Annotated in this window: 23 protein-coding genes; 5 read left to right on the top strand and 18 right to left on the bottom strand. The window is 63.6% G+C overall.

What is annotated here, in order from left to right; all coding sequences use genetic code 11:
* Positions 1-7 precede the first annotated feature (7 nt).
* The 6 genes from NKI41_RS01870 to NKI41_RS01845 form a co-directional block, all read right to left on the bottom strand.
* Positions 8-583 carry a F0F1 ATP synthase subunit B gene (locus tag NKI41_RS01870; protein ID WP_352501992.1) on the bottom strand — a complete coding sequence of 192 codons (576 nt, stop codon included), beginning with the start codon at positions 581-583 and terminating at the stop codon, positions 8-10.
* 81 nt (positions 584-664) lie between these two features.
* Positions 665-889, bottom strand: a complete 225-nt coding sequence (locus tag NKI41_RS01865) for a F0F1 ATP synthase subunit C (RefSeq protein WP_006206606.1) — start codon at positions 887-889, stop codon at positions 665-667.
* Positions 890-956: 67 nt separating this feature from the next.
* A complete protein-coding gene (locus NKI41_RS01860) occupies positions 957-1,715 on the bottom strand; it encodes a F0F1 ATP synthase subunit A (protein ID WP_352501993.1) in 759 nt (252 codons plus the stop codon).
* Between the two features lie 70 nt (positions 1,716-1,785).
* Positions 1,786-2,184: an AtpZ/AtpI family protein gene (locus NKI41_RS01855; protein ID WP_352501994.1), complete on the bottom strand. Its 399-nt coding sequence runs from the start codon at positions 2,182-2,184 to the stop codon at positions 1,786-1,788.
* Positions 2,185-2,439: 255 nt separating this feature from the next.
* On the bottom strand, positions 2,440-3,624 hold the full coding sequence (locus tag NKI41_RS01850) for a cell wall hydrolase (RefSeq protein WP_352681112.1): 1,185 nt from the start codon (positions 3,622-3,624) through the stop codon (positions 2,440-2,442).
* Positions 3,625-3,731: 107 nt separating this feature from the next.
* Positions 3,732-5,051: an MFS transporter gene (locus NKI41_RS01845; protein WP_352681110.1), complete on the bottom strand. Its 1,320-nt coding sequence runs from the start codon at positions 5,049-5,051 to the stop codon at positions 3,732-3,734.
* A 120-nt stretch (positions 5,052-5,171) separates the two neighbouring features.
* Here NKI41_RS01845 and NKI41_RS01840 point away from each other — a divergent pair, with 120 nt between their 5' ends.
* Positions 5,172-6,089: a LysR substrate-binding domain-containing protein gene (locus tag NKI41_RS01840; RefSeq protein ID WP_352681108.1), complete on the top strand. Its 918-nt coding sequence runs from the start codon at positions 5,172-5,174 to the stop codon at positions 6,087-6,089.
* A gap of 14 nt (positions 6,090-6,103) precedes the next feature.
* Here the strand turns inward: NKI41_RS01840 and der are convergent, their stop codons facing one another.
* Complete coding sequence (gene der / locus NKI41_RS01835; protein ID WP_352681106.1) at positions 6,104-7,537, bottom strand: ribosome biogenesis GTPase Der; 1,434 nt, start codon at positions 7,535-7,537, stop codon at positions 6,104-6,106.
* A 6-nt stretch (positions 7,538-7,543) separates the two neighbouring features.
* Positions 7,544-8,209 carry a tetratricopeptide repeat protein gene (locus tag NKI41_RS01830; RefSeq protein WP_023674063.1) on the bottom strand — a complete coding sequence of 222 codons (666 nt, stop codon included), beginning with the start codon at positions 8,207-8,209 and terminating at the stop codon, positions 7,544-7,546.
* A 204-nt stretch (positions 8,210-8,413) separates the two neighbouring features.
* Here NKI41_RS01830 and NKI41_RS01825 point away from each other — a divergent pair, with 204 nt between their 5' ends.
* Complete coding sequence (locus NKI41_RS01825) at positions 8,414-9,406, top strand: polysaccharide deacetylase family protein (RefSeq protein ID WP_352681213.1); 993 nt, start codon at positions 8,414-8,416, stop codon at positions 9,404-9,406.
* Between the two features lie 27 nt (positions 9,407-9,433).
* Here NKI41_RS01825 and sbmA read toward each other — a convergent pair whose 3' ends face one another.
* From sbmA to NKI41_RS01810, 3 genes are all read right to left on the bottom strand, one after another.
* On the bottom strand, positions 9,434-10,711 hold the full coding sequence (gene sbmA / locus NKI41_RS01820) for a peptide antibiotic transporter SbmA (protein ID WP_352681104.1): 1,278 nt from the start codon (positions 10,709-10,711) through the stop codon (positions 9,434-9,436).
* A gap of 116 nt (positions 10,712-10,827) precedes the next feature.
* Positions 10,828-11,982, bottom strand: a complete 1,155-nt coding sequence (locus tag NKI41_RS01815; protein ID WP_352681102.1) for a YbfB/YjiJ family MFS transporter — start codon at positions 11,980-11,982, stop codon at positions 10,828-10,830.
* Between the two features lie 113 nt (positions 11,983-12,095).
* Positions 12,096-12,305 carry a hypothetical protein gene (locus NKI41_RS01810; protein ID WP_352681100.1) on the bottom strand — a complete coding sequence of 70 codons (210 nt, stop codon included), beginning with the start codon at positions 12,303-12,305 and terminating at the stop codon, positions 12,096-12,098.
* A gap of 97 nt (positions 12,306-12,402) precedes the next feature.
* On the opposite strand from NKI41_RS01810, the gene NKI41_RS01805 reads away from it, so the two are divergent.
* The 3 genes from NKI41_RS01805 to NKI41_RS01795 all read left to right on the top strand — a co-directional run bounded on the left by NKI41_RS01805 (position 12,403) and on the right by NKI41_RS01795 (position 15,078).
* On the top strand, positions 12,403-13,317 hold the full coding sequence (locus NKI41_RS01805; protein WP_352681098.1) for a LysR substrate-binding domain-containing protein: 915 nt from the start codon (positions 12,403-12,405) through the stop codon (positions 13,315-13,317).
* Between the two features lie 81 nt (positions 13,318-13,398).
* A complete protein-coding gene (locus NKI41_RS01800; protein WP_352540132.1) occupies positions 13,399-14,655 on the top strand; it encodes an aminopeptidase in 1,257 nt (418 codons plus the stop codon).
* A gap of 57 nt (positions 14,656-14,712) precedes the next feature.
* The gene (locus NKI41_RS01795) at positions 14,713-15,078 is read left to right on the top strand and encodes a DUF488 domain-containing protein (RefSeq protein ID WP_352540133.1); all 366 of its coding nucleotides are present in this window, start codon (positions 14,713-14,715) and stop codon (positions 15,076-15,078) included.
* Positions 15,079-15,234: 156 nt separating this feature from the next.
* On the opposite strand, the gene NKI41_RS01790 is transcribed toward NKI41_RS01795, so the two are convergent.
* The 7 genes from NKI41_RS01790 to NKI41_RS01760 form a co-directional block, all read right to left on the bottom strand.
* Entirely contained in the window at positions 15,235-15,588 is a 354-nt protein-coding gene (locus tag NKI41_RS01790; protein ID WP_352502008.1) for an ArsC family reductase, read from the bottom strand.
* Positions 15,589-15,885: 297 nt separating this feature from the next.
* Positions 15,886-17,313: an aldehyde dehydrogenase family protein gene (locus NKI41_RS01785; RefSeq protein WP_352681095.1), complete on the bottom strand. Its 1,428-nt coding sequence runs from the start codon at positions 17,311-17,313 to the stop codon at positions 15,886-15,888.
* Between the two features lie 34 nt (positions 17,314-17,347).
* Positions 17,348-18,433: an ABC transporter ATP-binding protein gene (locus NKI41_RS01780; protein ID WP_352502010.1), complete on the bottom strand. Its 1,086-nt coding sequence runs from the start codon at positions 18,431-18,433 to the stop codon at positions 17,348-17,350.
* Entirely contained in the window at positions 18,423-19,031 is a 609-nt protein-coding gene (locus NKI41_RS01775) for a cupin domain-containing protein (RefSeq protein WP_023674050.1), read from the bottom strand. The genes NKI41_RS01780 and NKI41_RS01775 overlap by 11 nt, the downstream gene beginning before the upstream one ends.
* 180 nt (positions 19,032-19,211) lie before the next feature.
* Entirely contained in the window at positions 19,212-20,288 is a 1,077-nt protein-coding gene (locus NKI41_RS01770; RefSeq protein ID WP_352681093.1) for an ABC transporter substrate-binding protein, read from the bottom strand.
* Entirely contained in the window at positions 20,273-21,151 is an 879-nt protein-coding gene (locus NKI41_RS01765; RefSeq protein WP_352681091.1) for an ABC transporter permease, read from the bottom strand. The genes NKI41_RS01770 and NKI41_RS01765 overlap by 16 nt, the downstream gene beginning before the upstream one ends.
* Positions 21,148-22,035, bottom strand: a complete 888-nt coding sequence (locus tag NKI41_RS01760; RefSeq protein ID WP_352681089.1) for an ABC transporter permease — start codon at positions 22,033-22,035, stop codon at positions 21,148-21,150. The genes NKI41_RS01765 and NKI41_RS01760 overlap by 4 nt, the downstream gene beginning before the upstream one ends.
* Positions 22,036-22,056: the final 21 nt, after the last annotated feature.

Genomic DNA, 22,056 nt, shown 5'->3' with positions numbered 1-22,056 from the left:
GCGCTCCTCACCCGGCCACGGATTTGACCGCGGCCGCGATTTCGGCCTTGCTGGCCTTGCCGCCGACAAGCGCCTCGACGATGGCCGAAGCAGTGTCCTCGGCGATCGTGCCGACTTCCTTCATGGCATTGGCCTTGATAGAAGATATACGCGCCTCGGCCTCGCCAAGCTTCTGGTCAAGCGCTGCCTCGATCGTCTTGCGGGCAGCCTCGGCTTCCGCCTTGGCCGCATCGTTGGCCTGCTGGCCGATCGCATTGGCCTTGCCCTTGGCTTCCGCCAATTCCTGCTCATAGGCGGCAACGGCGGCATCGGCCTCGCTTTTCAGCCGGGCAGCATGGTCGAGATCCTGGGTAATGCGGTCGTTGCGCACGTCGATGATGCCGCCAACGCGCGGCATCACCACCCGTTTCAAGAAGAGATAAAACAGCCCGAAGGTGATTGCCAGCCATAGAAGCTGCGAGGGGTACGTCGCCGGATTGAATGGCGGGAACGTGCCGTGCGCCTCGGCAGGCACGCCGGTGCTAGCGCTGCCGCCTTCGACGGCGGGCGCGGACTCTTGCGCAAAGGCAGATGTCACGAACATGGACTATCCCCGAAATTCAGGCCCGCCGCAGGATCGCGGCCGACCTGTTCAATTCTTCCCAATGTTCAGCCGAACAAGCATTCAGCCGAACAAAGCGAGAAGCGCGATGAGAAGCGAGAAAATACCCAGCGCTTCGGTCACGGCGAAGCCGAAGATCAGGCGGCCGAACTGGCCGTCGGCTGCCGACGGGTTGCGCAGCGCGCCCGCCAGATAGCTGCCGAAAATGTTGCCGAGGCCAATGCCCGCGCCGCCCATGCCGAGGCATGCGATGCCGGCACCGATGTACTTTGCTGCTTCTGCGTCCATTTGTTCAACTCCTTTGGATCTAAAATTCCGTTGCAAAATCGATCCGGCGGCAATGCCGGAAACCTTGTCAGTGCCCGGGATGCAGGGCGTCGTTGAGATACATGCAGGTCAGCACCGCAAAGACGTAGGCCTGCAGGAACGCGACCAGCAGCTCCAGCGCCGTCAGCGCCACGGCCATCGCCAGCGGCAGAACCGAACCAGCCACGCCGACCGCGCCGAGCGCGCTCAGGCTGACGACAAACCCCGAGAACACCTTCAGCGTGATGTGACCGGCGAGCATGTTGGCGAACAGACGAACCGACAGGCTGACCGGACGCGAGACGAAGGAAATCACCTCGATCAGCACCACCAGCGGCAGCAGGTAGACCGGCACGCCATGCGGGACGAACAGCTTCAGGAAGCCAAGGCCGTGCTTGGTGAAGCCGTAGACGAGGACCGTTCCGATCACCAGCGCAGCGAGGCCGAAAGTGACGATGATGTGGCTGGTGATGGTGAAGAAATACGGGAACAGGCCAAGCAGGTTGGCGACAAGCACGAACATAAACAGCGAGAACACGAAGGGGAAGAACTTCATGCCTTGCGTGCCCGCGGCGTCCCTCAGCATATTGCCGACAAATTCATAGGCCATTTCCGAGACCGACTGAAGGCGGCCCGGAACCAGGCTGCGGCTCGACGTACTGAGGTAGAGAAACGCCGATGCGACAGCGACCGTCGCAAGCATGAACAGAGCCGAATTGGTGAAGGACAGGTCGTAGCCGCCGATGTGAATCGGAATGATCGGATGGATCTGGAACTGGTGGATCGGATCGACCTTGTCAGCAGCCACTTTAAATCCCCATCAAAGCCGCAGACGGCTTCAGCATTCTGTTCAATGCGCCGGCATGCGGCGCCTCAATTCATTCTTTCGGATCGCGCGGTTTGTCGCCCGTTCCGAATTCCGACACAAGCCCGGCTGAACGCAGGACGTTGAGCACGCCGGCGACAAAACCCAGCAGCAGACCGACTATCAGACCCCATGGCGATGTCCCCGCCACGCGATCGATAAACCAGCCGAGAGCCGCACCGACCACTATCCCGGCGATGAACTCGCTGGACAGCTTGAGCGCCTGGCCGTACCCGGCCACACTGCCCGTTTTCGCGTCGTCTTTCCCCTCGAGCCGGTCCGGCCGCCTTGTCGCAAGTGATGCTTCAAGGTCGCGCCGGCGGCGCTCAAGATCGTCGTCGCGGATGTCGGCTTCATGCTGCTTGCCGCGGCCGGTTTTGCCGGTTCCGTCTGGCCCATTCTTGTCGGCCACGCAACCCCCCTGCCCGGTCAGACCGTCACCGTCCGTCCGCTTCTTAAAGTCGCCGGCAACATAGTTAGAGGGTCCGCGCCCGTCAAGCCACGGGCGGACGTTCAAGCTCAAGTATTTTTTCGTTATAAATCAGCCACTTGCTCGGGTGCGACATCGTGCCCGACGCGGTCTCTGGCGGGCTGCGGCCGAATCCCCGCGGCGATGCGTCTTCGATCGGCCGCTCTCGCGCGAAAGACGCAAGGGCTGCCCGAGCGCTCAGCTCCAGCCGCCACCATAGGTGCGGTAGAAGATGTGCAGGCCGATCCTGGTCATTTTCTGCATCGTCCGCGCCCAGCCCGGATGGACGTAGTTGGCGTAATAATGGGTCGACGAGCCGACTTCCGGAATGAAGATCTTGCCGGCTGTGACTGCCATGGCGACATCCTGGGCGGTCTTGTAGGCAGCGGGGTTGTCGATGCGCTTCTTCCTGCCGTCGCAGGCGAAGGAAAACTGGCAGCGGTTGAACCAGTTGTCGTTCTGGTAGACGACGGCGCAGATCGAGTTCGGATAGGCGGGGTTGCGGACGCGGTTGAGGATGACCTGGGCGACGGCGGCCTGGCCGCGCACGGATTCGCCGCGCGCTTCGAAATAGATGCCGTTGGCGAGACAGGCCTGCTCCGGCTTGGAAAAGACGCTCGCCGGCAGCGGCGTCTGCATCCAGGAATGATCGCCCTTGCTCAGCGGCGGAATGAAGCGGCCGTCGTTCGGGTCCTCGTCCTGCAGCAAGGCCTCGAAGGGCGACGCCTGTGCATAATCGGGAGCGGACGAGGCGTAGGCGGTCGCCAGCACGTCAGGATGATCATTGTTGACCAGCGCGGCAAGCATCGCCGGTACGCCGGAATCCGGCTTCTTGTCGATGCGCGTGTGGAAGGCGGCGGCGATCTGGATTTCCTTGCCTTTGATCTCGGGCTTGGCGAAGGCCATCCTCAGGCCGCTGTCCATGCTTGGGCGGAGCAGCGAAGAGGTGCGCTCGAAGATCGAGCCGGCGTTGAAGTTCTTCGGCGGCGAGACGGGCGAGACCTGGATGATGCGGCCCTTCTTGTCGGCGCGCGTGATGCGGTCCTCGTCCGGCGTCGTGCCGGCGATGCTGCCCTTGCCGCGAAACGAAACGGCGCCGATGCCGGGCAGTTGAACGCCGGAGCCGGAGAGCGAGCCGGTGCTGCTGGAATCGAGGAAGGGCATTTCGGCGGCGTGAACGGAGCCGGCGACGGATTTCTCGACATAGGCGTTCCAGCGGACGCTCGGCGCCTCCAGGCCGGAGACCAGGCTGGTCATGTCCTGATAGGCAGCGACCGTCGGAAAGCCGATCCAGATGCCAAGGCCAATAACGAGGGGAGACAGGAAGGAACGCTTTTTCTCACCGGCGGCGGCGACAAGCCGCGTCAAAACACGTCGATGCACGGAACTCTCCAGAAACGCAACGGACCCCACTGGAGAGCTACAATGATGCATTAACCTTGATGGGGCGTTAACAGCTTAGAACGTTGTTTTCCCATCTCGTGTCGAAGTCAGGCGCTTTTGCGGCCGTCGCTTGACGGAAGAAAGATCGGCCAGGCGATCAGCGCGCAAATAGCCGCACCCAGCCAGACGCCTGCCCACGAGCAGAGCACGAGAAGCCCGGGAATGGCGATCGGCACCAGGAAGAAGGCGATGAAGACCAGGCTGTTGGCGAGGCCGAGCGCCGTTCCGGCCTGGCTGGCGCCGGCCAGCGTCGCAAGCTCGGTGTAGGCAACGCCGTGCCAGGAGGAGACGCAGACGCCGGCCACGACCAGCATCGCAACGATCGCCGGCGACAGCATCGGCGCTTGGCCTGACAAGAATTGGCCCGAAAACAAGACGAGCGCCGCAAGCACGGTGAAGGCGGCCACGCTCAGCATGCTGCACAGACGCAGGAACGACCGGCGGTTGCCGTGACGGTCGGTGTAGCGGCCGCTCCAGACGCGCATGACCATGGCGCCGACCTGCACGGCAGCGAGGCTGGCGCTGATCACGGCTGTTCCCATGCCGGCGAAATCATGCAGGAACACGGAAGCAAAGGTGAGCACCGCCACCTGCGGAAAGCAAAGCAGGCCAATGGCTGTCGCGATGCGCCAGACGGCCGGGTTGCGCAGCGGCGCCGGGCCGGCCGGCTTTGCCGCGCTGCTCGAACGGGCGTCGTCATGCGCCGGCGGCTGATGCAGCCAGCGCCAGGCGAGCGAGGTCGAGACCGCGGAGGCAGCCGCCAGCAGTCCGAAGACCGCCGTGAAGCCATGGGCCGAAGCGAGCGACGGCAGCACCAGCGCGCCAAGCCCGCCGCCAAGCGGCACCGCCGTCTGCCTGATGCTCATGGCAAAGCCGCGCTCGCCTTCGCCGAACCAGGCCATGATGGCGCGGCCGCTGGAGCCGTTGACGCTGCCGCCGAGCAATCCGGTGACCAGCAGGGCAGCGGCGAGAAGCGCGATGCCGGGAATATGGGCCGGTGACGGCACGACCAGCGCGGCCATGACAAGCAGCCAGACCGCGGTTGCGCCGAGCCCCGTCAGCAGCACGCGGCGGTCGCCCCAGCGATCGGTCAGCAGCCCCCACGGCAATTCGCTCAGCGCCACACCCAGGCCGAGAAGACCAAGCGCCAGGCCGAGCTCGCCATTGGAGAGATGATAGCCCGAGCGCAGGAACACCGCCGTGGCCGGAATGCCGGAGAAGGTCGCGGAAAAGCAGGCATTGGCGGCGACGCCGATGCCCAGCACCTTCCAGCGATGATTGGCTCGAAGCACCGCCGCCTCTGACGGGGTGGTAACGGCGGCCGGGCGAAGCGGTTTGCATTCTGCTCGTGTGGCGACAGCGGACATGGTTCAGCTCCTGCATGGGTCGGCTGCATTCGGTCTTGACGCGCTCTCTCTACCGCCATAGCTTCGTACTGAATATCAGGAAGTTTTTGACGTAATGTCCCGAATATCAGGATTATTGGCATGCGACGCGTGACATTCGATCTCGACGTTCTGCGCAGCTTCGTTACCGGCATGGAGCTGGGCAGCTTCGCCAAGGCCGCCGACCGGCTCGGCCGCTCGACCTCGGCAATCAGTGCGCAATTGAAGAAGCTGGAGGAGCAGGCGGCGATGCCGATCTTCCGCAAATCTGGGCGTGGCCTGGCGCTGACGGACGCGGGCGAGACCATGCTCGGCTACGCGAGGCGGCTGATCGAGCTCAATGACGAGGCCGCCTCCGCCATCCACGATGTCGAGCTGGAGGGTTGGGTGCGGCTTGGGCTACAGGAGGATTTCGGCGAGGCCGTGCTGCCGGAGGTGCTCGGGCGCTTCGCCCGCGCCCATCCCAAGGTCAAGATCGAGGCCAGGATCGCACGCAGCCATGAGCTTGCCGAACGGATCATTTCGGGCAGCCTCGATATCGCGCTTGCCTGGCACAATGGCGCGACGCTGCCCTACAGCCGGCATGTCGCCGACGTCCAGATGCGCTGGATCGGCCCGGCAAAACAGATCGAGATCAGCCTGCGTGATGGCGAGGCGTTGCCGCTGGTGGCGCTCGAAGCGCCGTGCCTGCTGCGCAGCGTGGCGACCGAAACGCTCGACCGCGCCGGCCTGGCATGGCGGATGGCCTTCTCCAGCCCGAGCCTTGGCGGCATCTGGGCAGCCGTCGCCGCCGGGCTCGGACTGACGATCCGCACCGATATCGGCCTGCCGGCCACCGTCAGGGCGATGACGCCGGAGATCGCCGGGCTGCCCGCCTTGCCCAAGATGGCGCTGTTCCTGCACCGCAAGGAGGCCGAGCCCGACCCCGTGGCAGCGCGGCTCGGCGACATCCTGCTGCAGGCAGCGCTCGAAGCGTTGCCGCAGACGCAATCGGCGCCTGTCTTGCGCAAAGTGGCGTAAAGGAGAAGTGGCGCCTAGCGGCGCTTCTTTGCCTTGCCGGCGAAAGGATTGTCCGAGGTGCGCAAGGCGATGCGGATCGGCACGCCGGGCATGTCGAAAGCCTCGCGCAGGCTGTTCGAGAGATAGCGGACGTAGGATTGTGGCATCGCATCCGGCCGTGAGCAGGAGACGACGAAGCCCGGCGGCCGCGTCTTGGCCTGCGTGACATATTTGATCTTCAGCCGACGCCCGGCGACAGCGGGCGGCGGATGATGCGCCAGGATGCCTTCCAGCCAGCGGTTGAGCTTGCCGGTCGACACACGGCTGTTCCAAACTCGATGCGTCCGGATGACGGCATCCATCAGCTTGTCGAGGCCACGCCCGGTCTCGGCCGACACCGGCACCGCCTGCATGCCGCGCGCCTGCGGCAGCAGCCGCTCGGTTTTTTCGCGCAGCTCGGCCAGCAACTCCTGGGGATGATCGACAAGGTCCCATTTGTTGAAGGCGATCACCGGGGCACGGCCTTCGCGGATGATCAGGTCGGCGATCTGCAGATCCTGCTTCTCGAAGGGAATGGTGGCGTCGAACACGATGATGACGATCTCGGCAAAGCGGATGGCGCGCAAGCCGTCCTGCACCGACATCACTTCGAGCTTTTCGTGGATCCTGGCCTTGCGGCGCATGCCGGCGGTGTCGAACAATTTTAAGCGGCGGCCATGCCAGTCCCAGTCGACCGAGATGGAATCGCGAGTGATGCCGGCCTCAGGGCCGGTCAACAGCCGCTCCTCGCCGATCAGCGCGTTGATCAGCGTCGACTTGCCGGCGTTGGGGCGGCCGACGACGGCGATGCGCATCGGCTTGGTGTCGTCATAGCTCGGCTCGGCGTCCGGGTCGGTGATGTCCTCGCCGATCAGCACCTCGCTGGCGGCGACCTCATCCTCGCCGGCCTCTTCGTCCTCGCCGAAGGCGCGCGCCTCGCCAAGCGCTGCGATCACCGCGTCGCGCAAATCGGGCAGGCCCTGGCCGTGTTCGGCCGAGACCGGGATCGGTTCGCCAAGGCCGAGCTCCCAGGCCTCCAGCATGCCGCCCTGGGCGCCGCGCGCCTCGGCTTTGTTGGCGACGACGACAACCGGCTTGCCGGACTTGCGCACGATCTCGGCGAAGGTCTTGTCGTCGGGCATCAGCCCGGACTTGGCATCGATCGTGAAAAAGATCAGGTCGGCCTCGCGGATGGCGATCTCGGTCTGGGCGCGCATGCGGCCGGGCAGCGTCGAGGCAGCCGCATCCTCGAAGCCGGCGGTGTCGATGACGTCGAAATGCAGGTCGTAGAGCTTTGCGGCATGGACGCGGCGATCGCGAGTGACGCCGGGGGTATCATCGACAAGCGCCAGCTTCCTTCCCACCAGCCGATTGAAAAGGGTCGATTTGCCGACGTTAGGCCGGCCGATGATGGCGACTTTGAAGGTCATGGACTATCACGACACGCCGCCCGAGCCGCGGATCAGCTCGGACATCAATGTCGCCCGCTCGCGCGTGTTGCGCGGGGCGCCGTCATCCGCGGCGATCTGGTCGAACAGCTTCAATGCATCCGCCGCCTTGCCTTCCTTCCAGGCGGCAAGGCCAAGCGCCTCGCGCGCCGTATGGCGCAGCGTGTTGGTGTCGGCGGTGAGCGCCTCGACGCGGCTGGAGACATCGGCGAAAGAGCCGTGGTCGACCAGAAGCAGCGCTGCCCTGAGACGCGCCATGTCGCGAATGCCGGAGGGGATCTTGGTATCGGCGGCGACCTCGTCGAAATCCTTGACGGCGGCGTCGACGTCGCCCTTGTCCGCCTTGACGGTTGCCGCGCGCATGCGGGCGAGCAGCGGATAGGCGCCGTAGCCGTCCTTCTCCAACGCCTCCAGAGCGGCAAGCGCCTCGTCGTTCTTCCCGTCATTGGCAAGCTTGAGCGCCTGCGAGAAGGCATCGCCGGAGCGGTTGGCGCGGGTCTCGTCCCAATAGCGGTAGCCAACGACAGCGGCAGTGCCGAGCACCACCAGCACGGCCAGCACAAGCAAGGCGGGACCGAAACGGTCCCACAGCGCATGCGCCTGGTCGCGACGAATCTCTTCGTTGACTTCGCGGATAAAACTGTCGTCCGACATGGATCAAAACCATTCATGCCCCGGCCGGGGCGGTTGATGAGCCCGCGTTTTAGCGAAATTTTGCCGGCATGGAAGGGGTTCGGCAGGAAAATCGCCTATTCACGAGGCAGTCGCCGCCAACGGCGGCCGACAGGTCGATCGTACCCGTGCCATATTTCACCGGTAGGCGTCGCTTCTACATTCCCTAAATCAAGTCAGATGCCTTTGCCCCATTTGTCCCGCGTTATTGCGTTTTCCATTGCCGTGTTTGCTGCCGGCGCGGCTTTTGCCGACCCGCCGGCGCCGCCCGCAAAACCGAAGCAGATCGTCATTATCTCATTCGACAGCGCCCGCGACATTTCGCAGTGGCAGCGCAGCCGGGCGCTGGCCGCACGCACGGGTGCGCATTTCACCTATTTCGTCTCCTGCGTGTTCCTGCTGTCGCCCGAGACACGCAAGGAATACACCGCGCCCGGCAAGACAGAAGGCAAATCGAACATCGGCTTTGCCGCCTCCAAACAGGAAGTCGCCGAGCGGCTCGAGCAGATCAACCTCGCCGCCTCGGAAGGCCACGACATCGGCAGCCATGGCTGCGGTCATTTCGACGGCAAGGACTGGAGCAAGGCCGACTGGCTGAGCGAATTTGGCGCCTTCAGGCATGTTCTCGAAAACGCCTATTCGATCAACGGCATTGCTGCTGAACCGAAGGGCTGGCGCGATTTTGCCCGTAAGTCGGTGGTCGGCTTCCGCGCGCCTTATCTGTCGGCAAACAAGGCGCTTTACGAGGCGCTGCCCGCGGCCGGCTTCCTGCTCGACGCAAGCGGCGTCTCGCGTGGGCCGGTTGAGCCACCGACCGTCAACGGCATCACGCGCTTTTCGCTACCGCAGATCCCGGAAGGGCCGAGCTCAAGGCGGGTGATCGCCATGGATTACAATCTCTATGTCAGGCATTCCGGCGGCTTCGAGCGGCCGAGCATGGCGGAAGAGTTCGCTGACCGGACCTATAACGCGTTCCGCGCCGCCTTCGATGCGCAATATCAGGGCAAGCGCATTCCGCTTGAGCTCGGCTTCCACTTCACGCTGATGAATGACGGCGCCTACTGGAACGCGCTGGAACGCTTTGCCGGCGAGGTCTGCATCAAAGCGGACGTCGAGTGCATCAGTTTTCGCGATTATGTTTCGCGGCGAGGCGAAAGGCGGGCGGCGGTGGGCGGCTGAGCCGCAAGCGCCCGCCGCCCGCCAGGCTTAGCTTGCCGGCTGGTCCTCAGGACGCAGCCCGGCTTGCCCGCGTTCCAGATAGCGCTGGTCGATTTCGGGCAGCGGCTCGCCTTCGAGCGTAGCCTCGAAGGCGCGCAGGCGTTTGTGCACCGACTGCAGCTCAACGATGGTCGACCACGAAGTGAGCAGGAACTGGAGCGATCCTGTTACTCGGCCAAACGCATTGGAAATCTGCTGGAAGGCTCCGAAAGTTATTCTGTGAGCCACAAAGGATGGTCCAAGGATCAGCATTGCGAAGATATTGTCGGCCTGCAGGTAGGTGTAACGTACAACATTGAAATAGATGTAATGAAAATAGAGCCGGAAATAGTTGTGGCGAACCTTTGAAAACAGCTCGGCAGTGGTTGCAGGCTGAGCTCGATCCTCGTGATCTTCGCCATAGACGAGTTCTTTACGATAAGCTGCCTCGACACGCTGGTTCCGGAACTGCAGGCCCGGCAGTTTCAATCCGGCAACCATGACTGAGATTGTTCCGAACAGACACCAGGCCAATGCGGCAACGACCAAAGGCTGAGGGATCGCACCGACGATCGGCAGTTCGCTGATATGGCTCTGCAACTGGATCATCACCGGCAGGAATGCAATCAAGGTCATGATCGACTGGACAAAGCTGGAACCCAGATCTTCCATGATCTGCGAGAACCGCATCGTATCCTCCTGAATACGTTGTGAGGCGCCCTCGATGTGGCGGAGCCTGCTCCAGTTCTCCACGAAGTAATTGTTCATCGCGGTGCGCCAGCGGAATATCCAGTGGCTCACGATGAAGGCATTGACGACCTGTACATTCATTCCTATCAGCGCGAGCCATGAAAAGCTCGCCAATCCGGCATAAAACTCTGCGTCGGTGGATTTAATAGTCCCCGACATCAATCCCTGGATATAGTCAAAGAAAGGCCCATACCAGGCGTTGACCGCGACACTGACCTGTACATTGAAATAGATGAGGAACAGGATGACCGCGCTGATCAATATCGACCAGTTTTGCCACGGATGCGGTGCATACCAACTCCAGAACGCATAGAAGACGGCAACGCAAAAAGCGAAATAGAGATAGAACCACAGAAACGGGTTCGACCAGAGCACGGCAATACCAATAATGGGCGGTGCATCAGCCGCAGCCGGCGGCAAGCCGAACACAGCGCCCAGCTGCTCGCCACCGAAAAACCAGAACAGGATAGCGGCAAGGCTCCAGACGGCCAAGGAACTGAAGAACAGCTTCGGCTGCGGAAAAAACGATACGAACACTGTGGCGAAATCCTCGGTCGGCGCAAATCAGCGGCGTTGGTCAGCGGGCATAAAGTCACACATTAGTGGGAAAGAAAATGCCCGTGCGCGATGCCCGCAACCGAGCAAGACCATAATCATGGCGATTTTGGCGCAGCCGACCAGGCGATCGCGCCGGAAGCGAGCAGGACGGCGGCAGCCACGATCGAGGCAAGGAAAAAGTTGCCCGAGGCCTGCGCAAGCAGCCCGGCGACGATCGGGCCGATGATCTGGCCGAGGCCGAAGGCGGCCGTCATCACCGCCAGCATCCGGCGTGGTGCTTGCGGAGCAAGCTGCCTGCCGGCCTGCAGGCCAAGCGCGGTGATGGCTATGAAGGTGCCGCCGACAAGAAGGCCGCCGAGCAGCGGCCCGGTGCGCCCGCCCATGACGACACTGGCGCTGACGCCGACCACCTCGACCAGGCACCCCAGGGCATAGGTGGCATAGAGCCCGATCCTGGCCGTAAGCTTCTGCCACAGCCAGACCGAGGGGGAACCGGCAAGGCCGGTGACCATCCAGACCACGGCCTCGAAGACGCGGCCGCCGCCGCCCTGGCGGACGATGGCGACCAGGAACGTTGCCGTGACGATGTAGCCGAAGCCGAACAGGCCGTAGGCGACGATGATCTTCACCAGCGACCGGTGCTTCGGCAAGGCCGGCTCGCTCCCGGTGGTGCTGTTCGCGGCCGAGGTGCCGCCGGCCAGCAAGGCGACGGCGGCAAAGCCGCAGGCAGAAATCACCGCCGACCACAGCCAGCCCGCCGCCCAGCCCGCATGTTCGGTGACGAGGAGCGCCAATAGCGCCGAGGACGCCGCGATGCCGAGGCCGACACCGCCGAAATACAGCGCCTGCAGGTCGTTTCGACCGGCCGCGGCGAGATGACCGAAAACGATGCTGGTCATGAAGACCAGGACAAAGGCGCTTGCAACGCCGGCAAGAAAGCGGATGAGGAGAAAGCCGGGCATGGTACCGGTCAGGCCCATCAGGCCGGCGAGGATCGCGGTGGCGGCAAGGCCGGCCAGCATCAGCTGGCGCTCGCGGCCTTGCGCCCAGCCGCCGGTGGCGGCAAGCGCGCCGACGAGGTAGCCGAGATAATTGGCCGATGCGATCCAGCCGGCATCGGCCGGCGACAGGCCGAGCTCTTCCATCATGCCGGGCAGGATCGGCGTATAGACGAAACGGCCGATGCCCATGGCGACGGCCAGGGCGATCATGCCGGCGATTGCCAGGCGCAAGGGCGAAGCGATGTTCATCGCGGTGCACCATAGGTGCGCCTGCCGGCGAGACAATCCGCCTTTTATTGGGCCAGAAGGGCTGCGCAGCCGCGTCGGCGGCCGGCTCACCTGAAGTGCCAGCAAGTCCTTGTTCAGCCGCAGCAGGTCCTTGGCGGGGCCGTCTCGAAGCGGGTACGACGCGCGGTCAGCCTGAACGGTATGTCGGCGAGTTCGCGCTCCGACATGGTGTCGAGCACCGGATGCGACAGCGGATCGGTCACCCAATTGATGGCCTCGCTGTCATGCCGGTGCGGCTGCGTTCCGATCGGGGAAAAGGCGCCGAGCCATGATAAGATCTTCATCGGATTTGCCTCCTCACTCTGCGTAACCCACTTAGAATCCGCCGTTCGTTAGCGTCTGGCAATTGAGATTTCCGCCGCTCCAGTTTAGAAAAACTGTATGGCTACTCTGAACCGCGTCCATCTCAACGGCTTGCGCGCCGTGGAAACCGTTGCCCGCCTGGGCTCGCTTGCGGCGGCGGCCGGCGAGCTCAACGTCTCGGTCAGCGCCGTCAGCCAGCAGATCAACCGGACAGAAAAGCAGCTCGGCCGGGCGCTGTTCGAACGAACGCCAGCTGGCCTGGTGGCGACCGAATTCGGCACCGTCTTTAGCGCCCGGCTCAGCGCAGGCTTCCGCGAACTCGCACAGGCGGTGGCGCTTGCCGACGAAAGCTCGGAGTGCACGCTCGTGGTTTCGGTGGCGCCGGCTTTCGCCTCGAAATGGCTGCTGCCGCGGCTGTCGCGGCATTTTGCCCGCCATCCGAACGTGCTCCTGCGCATCGATGCCTCGGTGCGGCTTGCCGATCTCGATCGTTCGGACATCGACGTCGCCATCCGGCTCGGCGACGGCAAATGGCCGGGCGGGCGGGCCGAATTGCTGCTGGCGCAGGAGGTGTTTCCGGTCTGCGCACCGGTGATCGCCAGCAAGCTGAAATCGATCGAGGACCTTGCTTTGACCTGTGCGATCACGGACGAAAGGTCGATGATCAGTTGGGAGAGCTGGTTCGAAGCGGCCGGAGTGGAGCCGGTCACCTTCATGAACGGCGCGCGCTTCACCGATCCGATGCTGTGCCTGGAATCGGCGATTGCCGGTCACGGCGTCATGCTCGGCTGGCATTTGCTGGCCGCCGACGCACTGGCCGACGGACGTCTCGTCGCGCCGTTCGGCATACGCGCCCAGAGCGGCCTCGGCTATTGGCTGGTGACTTCGGCCAGCAAGGGCGAAAGCCGCAAGGTCAGGGATTTCAAGACCTGGATCCGCGAAGAGATCGAGGCGACGATGGCGCAGTTCAGGTCGCTCGAGAGCGCCAGCTAGACCTGCCGGCGTCATCAGAGTGGAAAGGTCGGCAGCGCCGGTCTATGTAAGAAACAGTCCCCAATCACGGCAGGCAGGATCATGACCACACATTCGCGCGGCGTTTCCGCAAGCATCGACCCGGTGAAGCTCGACAGGCTGGCGGAGGTCGCCGTCAAGGTCGGGCTGCAATTGCAGCCGGGGCAGGATCTGGTGCTGACCTCGTCTATCGCCGCGCTGCCTCTGACGCGGCGGATCATCGAGCACGCCTACAAGGCAGGCGCGGGCCTGGTGACGCCGATCTTCAACGACGATGAGATCACTCTCGCGCGCTTCCGCTACGGCGCCGACGCCGGTTTCGACCGCGCCGCCGGCTGGCTCTACGAAGGCATGGCAAAAGCCTTCGCCAACAATGCGGCTAGGCTCGCCGTGCGCGGCGAGGATCCGTCGCTGCTTTCGGCGCAGGACCCGGCAAAGGTGGCGCGTGCCAACAAGGCGAATTCGATGGCCTACAAGCCGGCGCTGGAGAAGATCACCGGCTTCGACATCAACTGGAACATCGTCGCCTATCCCGATCAGGCCTGGGCCAAGCAGGTATTCCCGGACGACGCCGACGACGTCGCCGTGGCCAAGCTCGCCGACGCTATCTTTGCCGCCTCGCGGGTGGATGTCGAAGACCCGATCGGCAATTGGACGGCGCACAATGCGGCGTTGAAGAGCCGCACCGAATGGCTGAACGGCCACAATTTCCACGCGCTGCATTTCACCGGCCCCGGCACCGACCTGACCGTCGGGCTGGCCGACGGCCACGAGTGGATGGGCGGCGCCTCGACCGCCAAGAACGGCATCACCTGCAACCCCAACATCCCGACCGAAGAGGTTTTCACCACGCCGCATGCAAGGCGAGTCGAAGGCCATGTCACCAGCACCAAGCCGCTGTCCTATCAGGGTACCCTGATCGACGGCATTGCGGTGCGTTTCGAGGCGGGCCGCATTGTCGAGGCCAAGGCCACGAAGGGCGAGGATGTGCTGCAGAAGGTGCTCGACACCGACGAAGGCTCGCGCCGTCTCGGCGAGGTGGCGCTGGTGCCGCATTCCTCGCCGATCGCCAAGAGCGGGCTGCTGTTTTTCAACACGCTGTTCGACGAGAACGCCGCCTGCCACATCGCGCTCGGCCAGTGCTATTCGAAGTGCTTCGTCGACGGCGCCTCGCTCGGCCAGGACGAGATCGCGGCGCGCGGCGGCAACAAGAGTTTCATCCACATCGACTGGATGATCGGCTCGGACAAGATCGACATAGACGGCGTCCATAAGGACGGCAGCCGCGTGCCGGTGATGCGCAAGGGCGAGTGGGTTTAGGCCCGGGATCTCTAAACGAAGGGCAGCAAGCAGCGGCGCCTGCTGGCCCATGCGGAATTGGCAATGGAGCTCGCGGTAAAGCGCATCTATGAGCCGCCGGCGCCCGATGACGGGCAGCGGGTGCTCGTCGACCGCATATGGCCTCGCGGCGTCCGCAAAGAGGAAGCGGCGCTGACGCTATGGCTAAAGGACATCGCGCCAAGCAATGGGTTGCGCAAATGGTTCGGCCATGAGCCGGCGCGCTGGGCGGAGTTCCAGCGGCGATACCGCGATGAGCTCGACCGGAACGGCGAGGCGGTCGGCCAGCTGTGCGCTCTGCTCGACAAAGGCCGGGTGACGCTGCTCTACGGCGCGCATGACAAGAAGCACAATAACGCGGTGGCGCTGGCGAGCTATTTGCGTGGGAAAACCACAAGCGTTTGATACGATCAATATGCAGGCAGGCGGCATGTCGCCGGCTATCGCCAATATCCAAGGTTGCAGTGGTGAGCGGAGCGCCGAAGCTGCCAATCTCCACCCTTGTTGGGGGAGATGTCCGGCAGGACAGAGGGGGACGCGACGGATCATGGCGGGTCGGTCCTATTTCCCACTCACCGCCTGCTGATAAACATCAGGCTTGAAGCCAACGAGAACCCTGTCGCCAAGTTCCAGCACCGGACGCTTGATCATCGTCGGTTTGGCCAGCATAAGCGCCTTGGCCTTGTTCTCGTCCAAGCCCAGTCTGTCCTCGTCCGACAGTTCACGGAACGTTGTGCTCGCCTTGTTGAGCAGGATTTCCCAGCCGACCTTGCCTGACCAGCCGTTCAGCCGATCCGCTTCAAGCCCGTCTGCCCTGTAGTCGTGAAAGCGATAGGCAACATCATGGCTCGCCAGCCAGGAACGCGCCTTCTTGACCGTATCGCAATTGGTAATGCCGTACATGGTGATCGTCAAAACGGATCCTCGGACCGGTCGATTCTAGCGGCACCGTAAAACCGCGCCTCTGACTTTTCCAGCGGCCTCGCCGGCCGTCGGCGATTTTCACGCTTGCCACGAGGAGATGGGCTTTCACGACGGCTGGGGCACGGTGGCGGATCAGTTGGCCGGCTATCTCAAGACGATCTGAGGCGACCCTGCTTCGCACTCACATTGCGGCCACGGAGCCGTCGTGGCCGTTCAACCGAACGCCGGTGCCGAGGCACCAACGCTCGCAACAAACTTGACGGTTGGCGTAATGCCAATGTTGAACGCTCAGGCGCCGTAGCCGATGATGCCCTTGATCTCGAGGAAGTCGTGGATGGCCCAGTCGGCGTATTCGCGGCCGTTGCCGGACTGCTTGTAGCCGCCGAAGGGCGCGAACGTGTCCCATTCCGGATAGTTGATCGAGACCTGCCCGGCGCGTAGCCGGCTGGCAATCTTGCGGGCGTGGTCGATATCCCCGGACTGCACATAGGCAGCCAGGCCATAGACGGTGTCGTTGGCGATCTTCACCGCATCATCATCGTCATCGTAGGAGATGACCGACAGGACCGGCCCGAAAATCTCCTCCTTCTCGATGGTCATGCCAGGCCTGACGTGGCCGAAAACGGTCGGTCGCACATAATAGCCACGGTTGAGGTGTTCCGGCCGGCCGGGGCCGCCGGTGACCAGCGTCGCACCCTCGGCGATACCTGCCTCGATCAACCGCTGGATCTTGTCGAACTGGATGTTGCTGACCACCGGCCCGAGCTTCGTCTCCTCCGAGCGCGGGTCGCCGACCTTGTGCCGTTCGGCGGCCTTCCTGGCGATCGTCAGCGCCTCGTCGTGACGGGCGGCCGGCACCAGCATGCGAGTCGGCGCATCGCAAGACTGGCCGCTATTGCCGAAGCAGGCGTTGACACCCTTGCGCACCGCCGTCTCGAAGTCAGCGTCGGGCAGCACGATGTTGGCCGATTTGCCGCCGAGCTCCTGCGCGACGCGCTTTACCGTCTCGGCCGCCGTCTTGGCGACGATGATGCCGGCCCGGGTCGACCCGGTGAACGAGACCATGTCGACGTCGGGATGGCCAGCCATGACCTGGCCGACATCCGGACCAGTGCCATTCACCATATTGTAGACGCCCTTCGGCGTGCCGGCGGCGTCCATCACCTCGGAAAAGATGATGCCGCTGATCGGCGCGATTTCGGAAGGCTTTAAAACGACGGTGCAGCCGGCGGCGATGGCCGGCGCCACCTTGCAGACTATCTGGTTGAGCGGCCAGTTCCACGGTGTAATCAGCGCGCAGACGCCGATCGGCTCCTTGACCACCATGGTGGTGCCGCGCTTCTCGCTGAATTCGTAATCCTCCAGCGCCTTGATGGTAGCTTCCATGTGCGCCCTGCCCGCCCAGGCCTGCGCCTCGCGCGCCCACCTGATCGGCGCGCCCATTTCCTGGCTGACCGCCTGGGCGATGTCCTCGTAGCGCTCATTGTAGACGTCGAGGATACGCTTCAGCAGCTTCAGGCGCTCGGCCTTGGTCGTTTGCGAAAAGGCCGGGAATGCCGCCTTGGCTGCAGCCACGGCCTTGTCGACATCGGCTTTCGAGCCGACCGAGAGTTTGGTGTAGGCCTCTTCAGTGGACGGATCGATCACATCCAGCGTTGCCGGAACCACCGGGCCGACCCATTTGCCGCCGATGAAAAAATTGAGATGATTGCTCATGGGTCGTGCTCCGGTTTTCTGGAAATGAGTGAGACTAGCTAGGCAGCATAGGGCAGTTGGCACCACGGCGCAGGCTGATATGCGCCACGTCGCCGACGCTGAATTGAAAACCCTCTGTCCGGCGCGGCGCGTCGATCACCACCTGTGTCCCCTGCCCCAACTCTGCATGAAGGCGCAAGGTGCGGCCGTGAAAGACGATGCTGTTCACCCGCACCGGTGCAGTACCGGCCGCCGCCTCGGTCGTGGCCAAAAGGTCCTCCGGACGCACGCCAATGGTGCGCACCGTGCCCTCGCCAGGCAGCTCGCCTTTATCCGAAATCGCTTCCAGCGGCAGAGCGCCGGCGATGAACCGCAAGCGCTCGCCGTCACGGCCGACAAAGCGCGACTGCAGAAGATTCATGGTGCCGATGAAGCTGGCGACGAATTTGGTGGCGGGGCGGTCGTAAAGGGTCGCCGGCGGCGCAATCTGCTCTATGCGGCCCTTGTTCATCACGACAATGCGGTCTGAGATCGACAGCGCCTCGGTCTGGTCGTGCGTGACCATGACGAAAGTGGTGCCAAGCCGCGACTGCAGCCGCTTCAGTTCGACCTGCATCTGCTCGCGCAGATGCGCGTCGAGCGCCGACAGCGGCTCGTCGAGCAGCAGCACACGCGGCTCGCAGACGATGGCGCGGGCAAGCGCGACGCGCTGGCGCTGGCCACCCGACAATTCGGACACGCGGGCGCCGAGCTTCTCGGCAAGGCCGACCATGTCGAGCGCTGCGCCGACGCGCTTTGCCTGTTCGGCACCGGAGAGCTTGCGCAGCGACAGGCCGAAGCCGACATTTTCGGCAACGTTCATGTGTGGGAACAGCGCGTAGTCCTGGAACACGGTATTGACAGGACGGTCGAAGGGCCTGAGCGCCGTGATGTCGCGGCCTTCGAGCAGGACCTTGCCGTTCGACGGGCTCTCGAATCCGGCGATGACCCGCAGGCTGGTGGTCTTGCCGCAGCCGGACGGTCCGAGCAGGGTCAGGAACTCGCCGCGCGAAATATCGAGATCGACGGCGTCGAGCCCGATGATGCCGCCGGGGAAAATCTTGGAGACCTTGTCCAGCCGGACGAGCGGATCAGGCGCCATCGCGAACCTCGGACGGTTTGGTCGTGTTGACCCACAGGATCTGGCAGCGCTCGCTGCCCGGATTGCGGAAGGCATGCAGCAACGTGCTCTTGAAGGCGAAGCTGTCTCCGGCCTTCAGCCCGTATCTGGTCGAATCGACCACCAGCTCGACCTCGCCCGACAGGACGAAGCCGAATTCATGGCCGGCATGAGCATAGGCTTCGGCGGTGCCGCCACCGGCTTCCACGGTCACCAGCATGCCGGTCAGCGTGGCGGCCGGCGGCGACAGCAGCGCCTTGGCGATGCCTTCCGACTTGACCGGGATCTGACGCCGGCTGTTGGCGCGCACGCAATAAAGATCGTTGCCGACATCATTGCCGTCGGCGATCAGCGCCGACGGCTCTATATCGAGGGCGGCCGCAAGCGGCCAGATCACGCGGACCCGCAATGACGACATGCCGCGCTCGATCTGGCTTAGCGCACCTATCGAGACACCGGCTTTGGCGGCAAGTTCGGCCAGCGAGAGATTGCGCTCCAGCCTGAGCGCCCGCACGCGCCGGCCGACCCTGACGTCGGCGTCGTCCTTCGGCTTCTCAGCCGCTTCGTCCAGCATGTCCATTCGTTCGTCCTTGTTTGGTTAGGTTTTCCCTTCTCCCCTTGTGGGAGAAGGTGGATCGGCGCGAGGCGCCGAGACGGATGAGGGGTGTTGGCCGGAGTGCTGTCGGTGCCATCTGGAACACCCCTCATCCGTCGCCTTCGGCGACACCTTCTCCCGCAAGGGGAGAAGGAAGAACCAGGCTCAGCCGCCTGCCTTGACCTTCTCGAACATCTTGGCGAGTTCGTCATTCTGCTTCATCGGTCCGGTGAAGATCGTGGTCTTCAGCATCACCTCGGGATCGGAAGGCAGCTGCAGTTTCTCCAACTCCTCCTTCGGCACAGCGGCGAAAGCCGAGCTGGTCGAGCTGCCATAGCCGTAGGCCTGGATCAGATACTTTCCGGAATCCGTTTCCAGCCGGCTGTTGATGAAGTCATAGGCTAGGTCGACGTTCTTGGCGTCCTTGAGCATGACGAAGCCGCAGGCCCAGGTCAGCATGCCTTCCTTCGGCTTCATGAACTCGACAGGCACGCCCTGCTTCTTCAGCGAGGTGGCCGAGGCGTTCCAGGTCATGGCCGCGACCAGCTGCCCGCTCGCCAGTGCCTGTTCGACCGAGGTCATGTCGGTGGTATAGTTCGAGAGCAGCGGGCGCTGCTCGCGCAGTTTTTCCGCCACCTTGTCCATCTGTTCCGGTGTCATGTCGAATGGATTGACGCCGGCCAGAAGGGCCGCCACCACCGGTGTGTCGTGGACGGCATCGATGGTCGCCATGCGCCCGGCATATTGCTTGTCCCAGAGCAGGTTCCAGCTGGCTTGCGGGTTCTTCACCAGATCGGTGCGGTAGAGGATCGAGGTATTGCCCCAGTCCCACGGCACCATCCAGACCTTGCCGTCGCCGGCCTGCAGGTCGGGCAGGTTCTTGAAGACCGGGAAGATCGAATCCCAGTTCTTGATGCGCTTGGTGTCGATCGGCTGCAGCAGGCCTTCCTTGTTCCAGCGCGCCACCTTGTCATAGCAAGGGTGCGCGACATCGGGGCGGAAGCCGGCCTTGACCTTGGTGAAGGCGTCATCGTCGTCGCCGAACATCGAGGCTTCGACACCATCGGGGTGCGCGGCGAGGAAGCTCTTGTTGAAGTCGGGCAGTTCATAGCCCGACCAGGTGAAATATTGCAGCTTGTCGCCGGCAAAGGCGACAGTCGACGCAAGCGCCAGCGCCAGCGCGAAAGCAGCCAGTCCGGTTTTCGTTGTCTTTGCCGTTATCGATTTCAGGTCGAATGCCATTGCAGTTCTCCTCTTTCGGTTTCTTCTGGTTTTGACAGGCTGGCGGGCGCTGGCCGCCGGGTGGCGGCAAGCCCGCGATGGCGCAGGATTTCGGCGAGTGCGGCGATGACGAACGACACGGCCAGGATCGCCGTGCCGAGCGCCATGACGGTCGGCAGCGATTTCGGGAAGCGCAGCTGGCTCCAGATATAAAGCGGCAGCGTCGGCTCGGTGCCGGCAAGGAAGAAGGCGACGATGAACTCGTCGAACGAGGTCAGGAAGGCCAGCATGAACGCCGAAATAATGGCGGGCAGGCTGAGCGGCAGCATCACCCGTCTGAAGGTCGTCCAGTCCGAGGCGCCGAGGTCGAGCGCTGCCTCACGGACGGTCTTCGGGATGGCGGCGAAGCGGCTGCGCATGACCACCACCGTCGTCGGCAGCGCCACCAATACGTGGCCGAGCACAATGGCAACGCGCGACGGCCCGAAACCGGCGAGATTGACCAGGATCAACAGCGAGATGCCGACGATGACGCCGGGGATCAGGATCGGCAGCCGCGCAATGGCACTGATCGTGGCGGCCAGCGGCGAGCGACCGTAGAGGTCCATATAGGACACGGTGATGCCGCAGAGTGTTGCGCCGGTGGCGGCAATGGCGCCGATGACGAGGCTGGTGGCAAGCGCACCGGACAGCGCCGAATTGCCGACCAGCGTGCCGTACCATTCCAGCGTGAAGCCTTGCAGCGGAAATGCCGCCTGGATCGAATTGTTGAAGGAAAACAGCGGGATCAGCAATATCGGCAGATACAGGAACACCAGATAGGCAAGGACATAGACACCCAGCCAGCCGCCGCCCTGCCTTGCATCGATACGCGCCGTGTTCATGTGCGGCTGCCGTATCGCCGGTCGGCGAAGCGCACCACCAGCACCACGGCGAGAATGACCAGCATGACGGCGACGGCGAGTGCGGCGCCGAACGGCCAGTCATTGGCCTTGCCGAACTCGGCCTGGATCAGTGTGCCGATCATTGTACTGGCAGGGCCGCCGACCAGCGCCGGCGTCACATAATCGCCGACGGTCGGCACGAAGACGACGAGAGCGGCCGCCAGCACGCCCGGCATCGAATTGGGCAGCACGATGCGGCGGAAGCTGGTGAATGGTTTTGCGCCGAGATCGGAAGCGGCCTCGAGCAACGACTTCGGGATGGTGTCCAGCGCCACATAGATGGGCAGGATGGCGAACGGCGCATAAGCGTGGGCGAGCGTGACGACGACCGCTGCCGGCGTATTAAGGAAGGCCAATGTCGGCTCCGACCAGATGCCGCTTTCGATCAGCGCCGAGTTGAGCACGCCATTATAGGCAAGCACGATCTTCCAGGCGAAGACGCGCAGCAGATAGCTGGTCCAGAACGGCAGGGTCAGCAGGAACAGCAGCAGCCCGCGCCGCCGCCCGGCATGGAAAGTCAGATAGTAGGCAACGGGATAGGCGGTGACGACGGTTGCCAGCGTCACCAGGCCGGCGATGCCCAGCGAGCGCAGCGTCACCGTCCAGTACAGCGGATCGGTGGCCACGGTGACGAAATTCGCAAGGGTGAAACCAGCCCCCAGCAGCGAGCCGTCATTGCCGCGAAAGGCGAGAAAGAACACCAGGCCAAGGGCGAAAAGGATCAGCAAGAAGGTGACCAACCCGCCGGGCAGCAGCATGGCGAAGCGAAAACCCGGCGAAGACCGGGTTTCCGGCAGCGACTGCGTTAGGACGATGGTCGACATCGGCTCTCCATCGAAATTTGA

Origin of the sequence: Mesorhizobium sp. M0601 (genome assembly GCF_040320845.1) — a bacterium.
GTDB lineage: Bacteria > Pseudomonadota > Alphaproteobacteria > Rhizobiales > Rhizobiaceae > Mesorhizobium.
The sequence above is the reverse complement of the archived record's forward strand: the minus strand, read 5'-3'. Positions and strand labels throughout refer to the sequence as shown.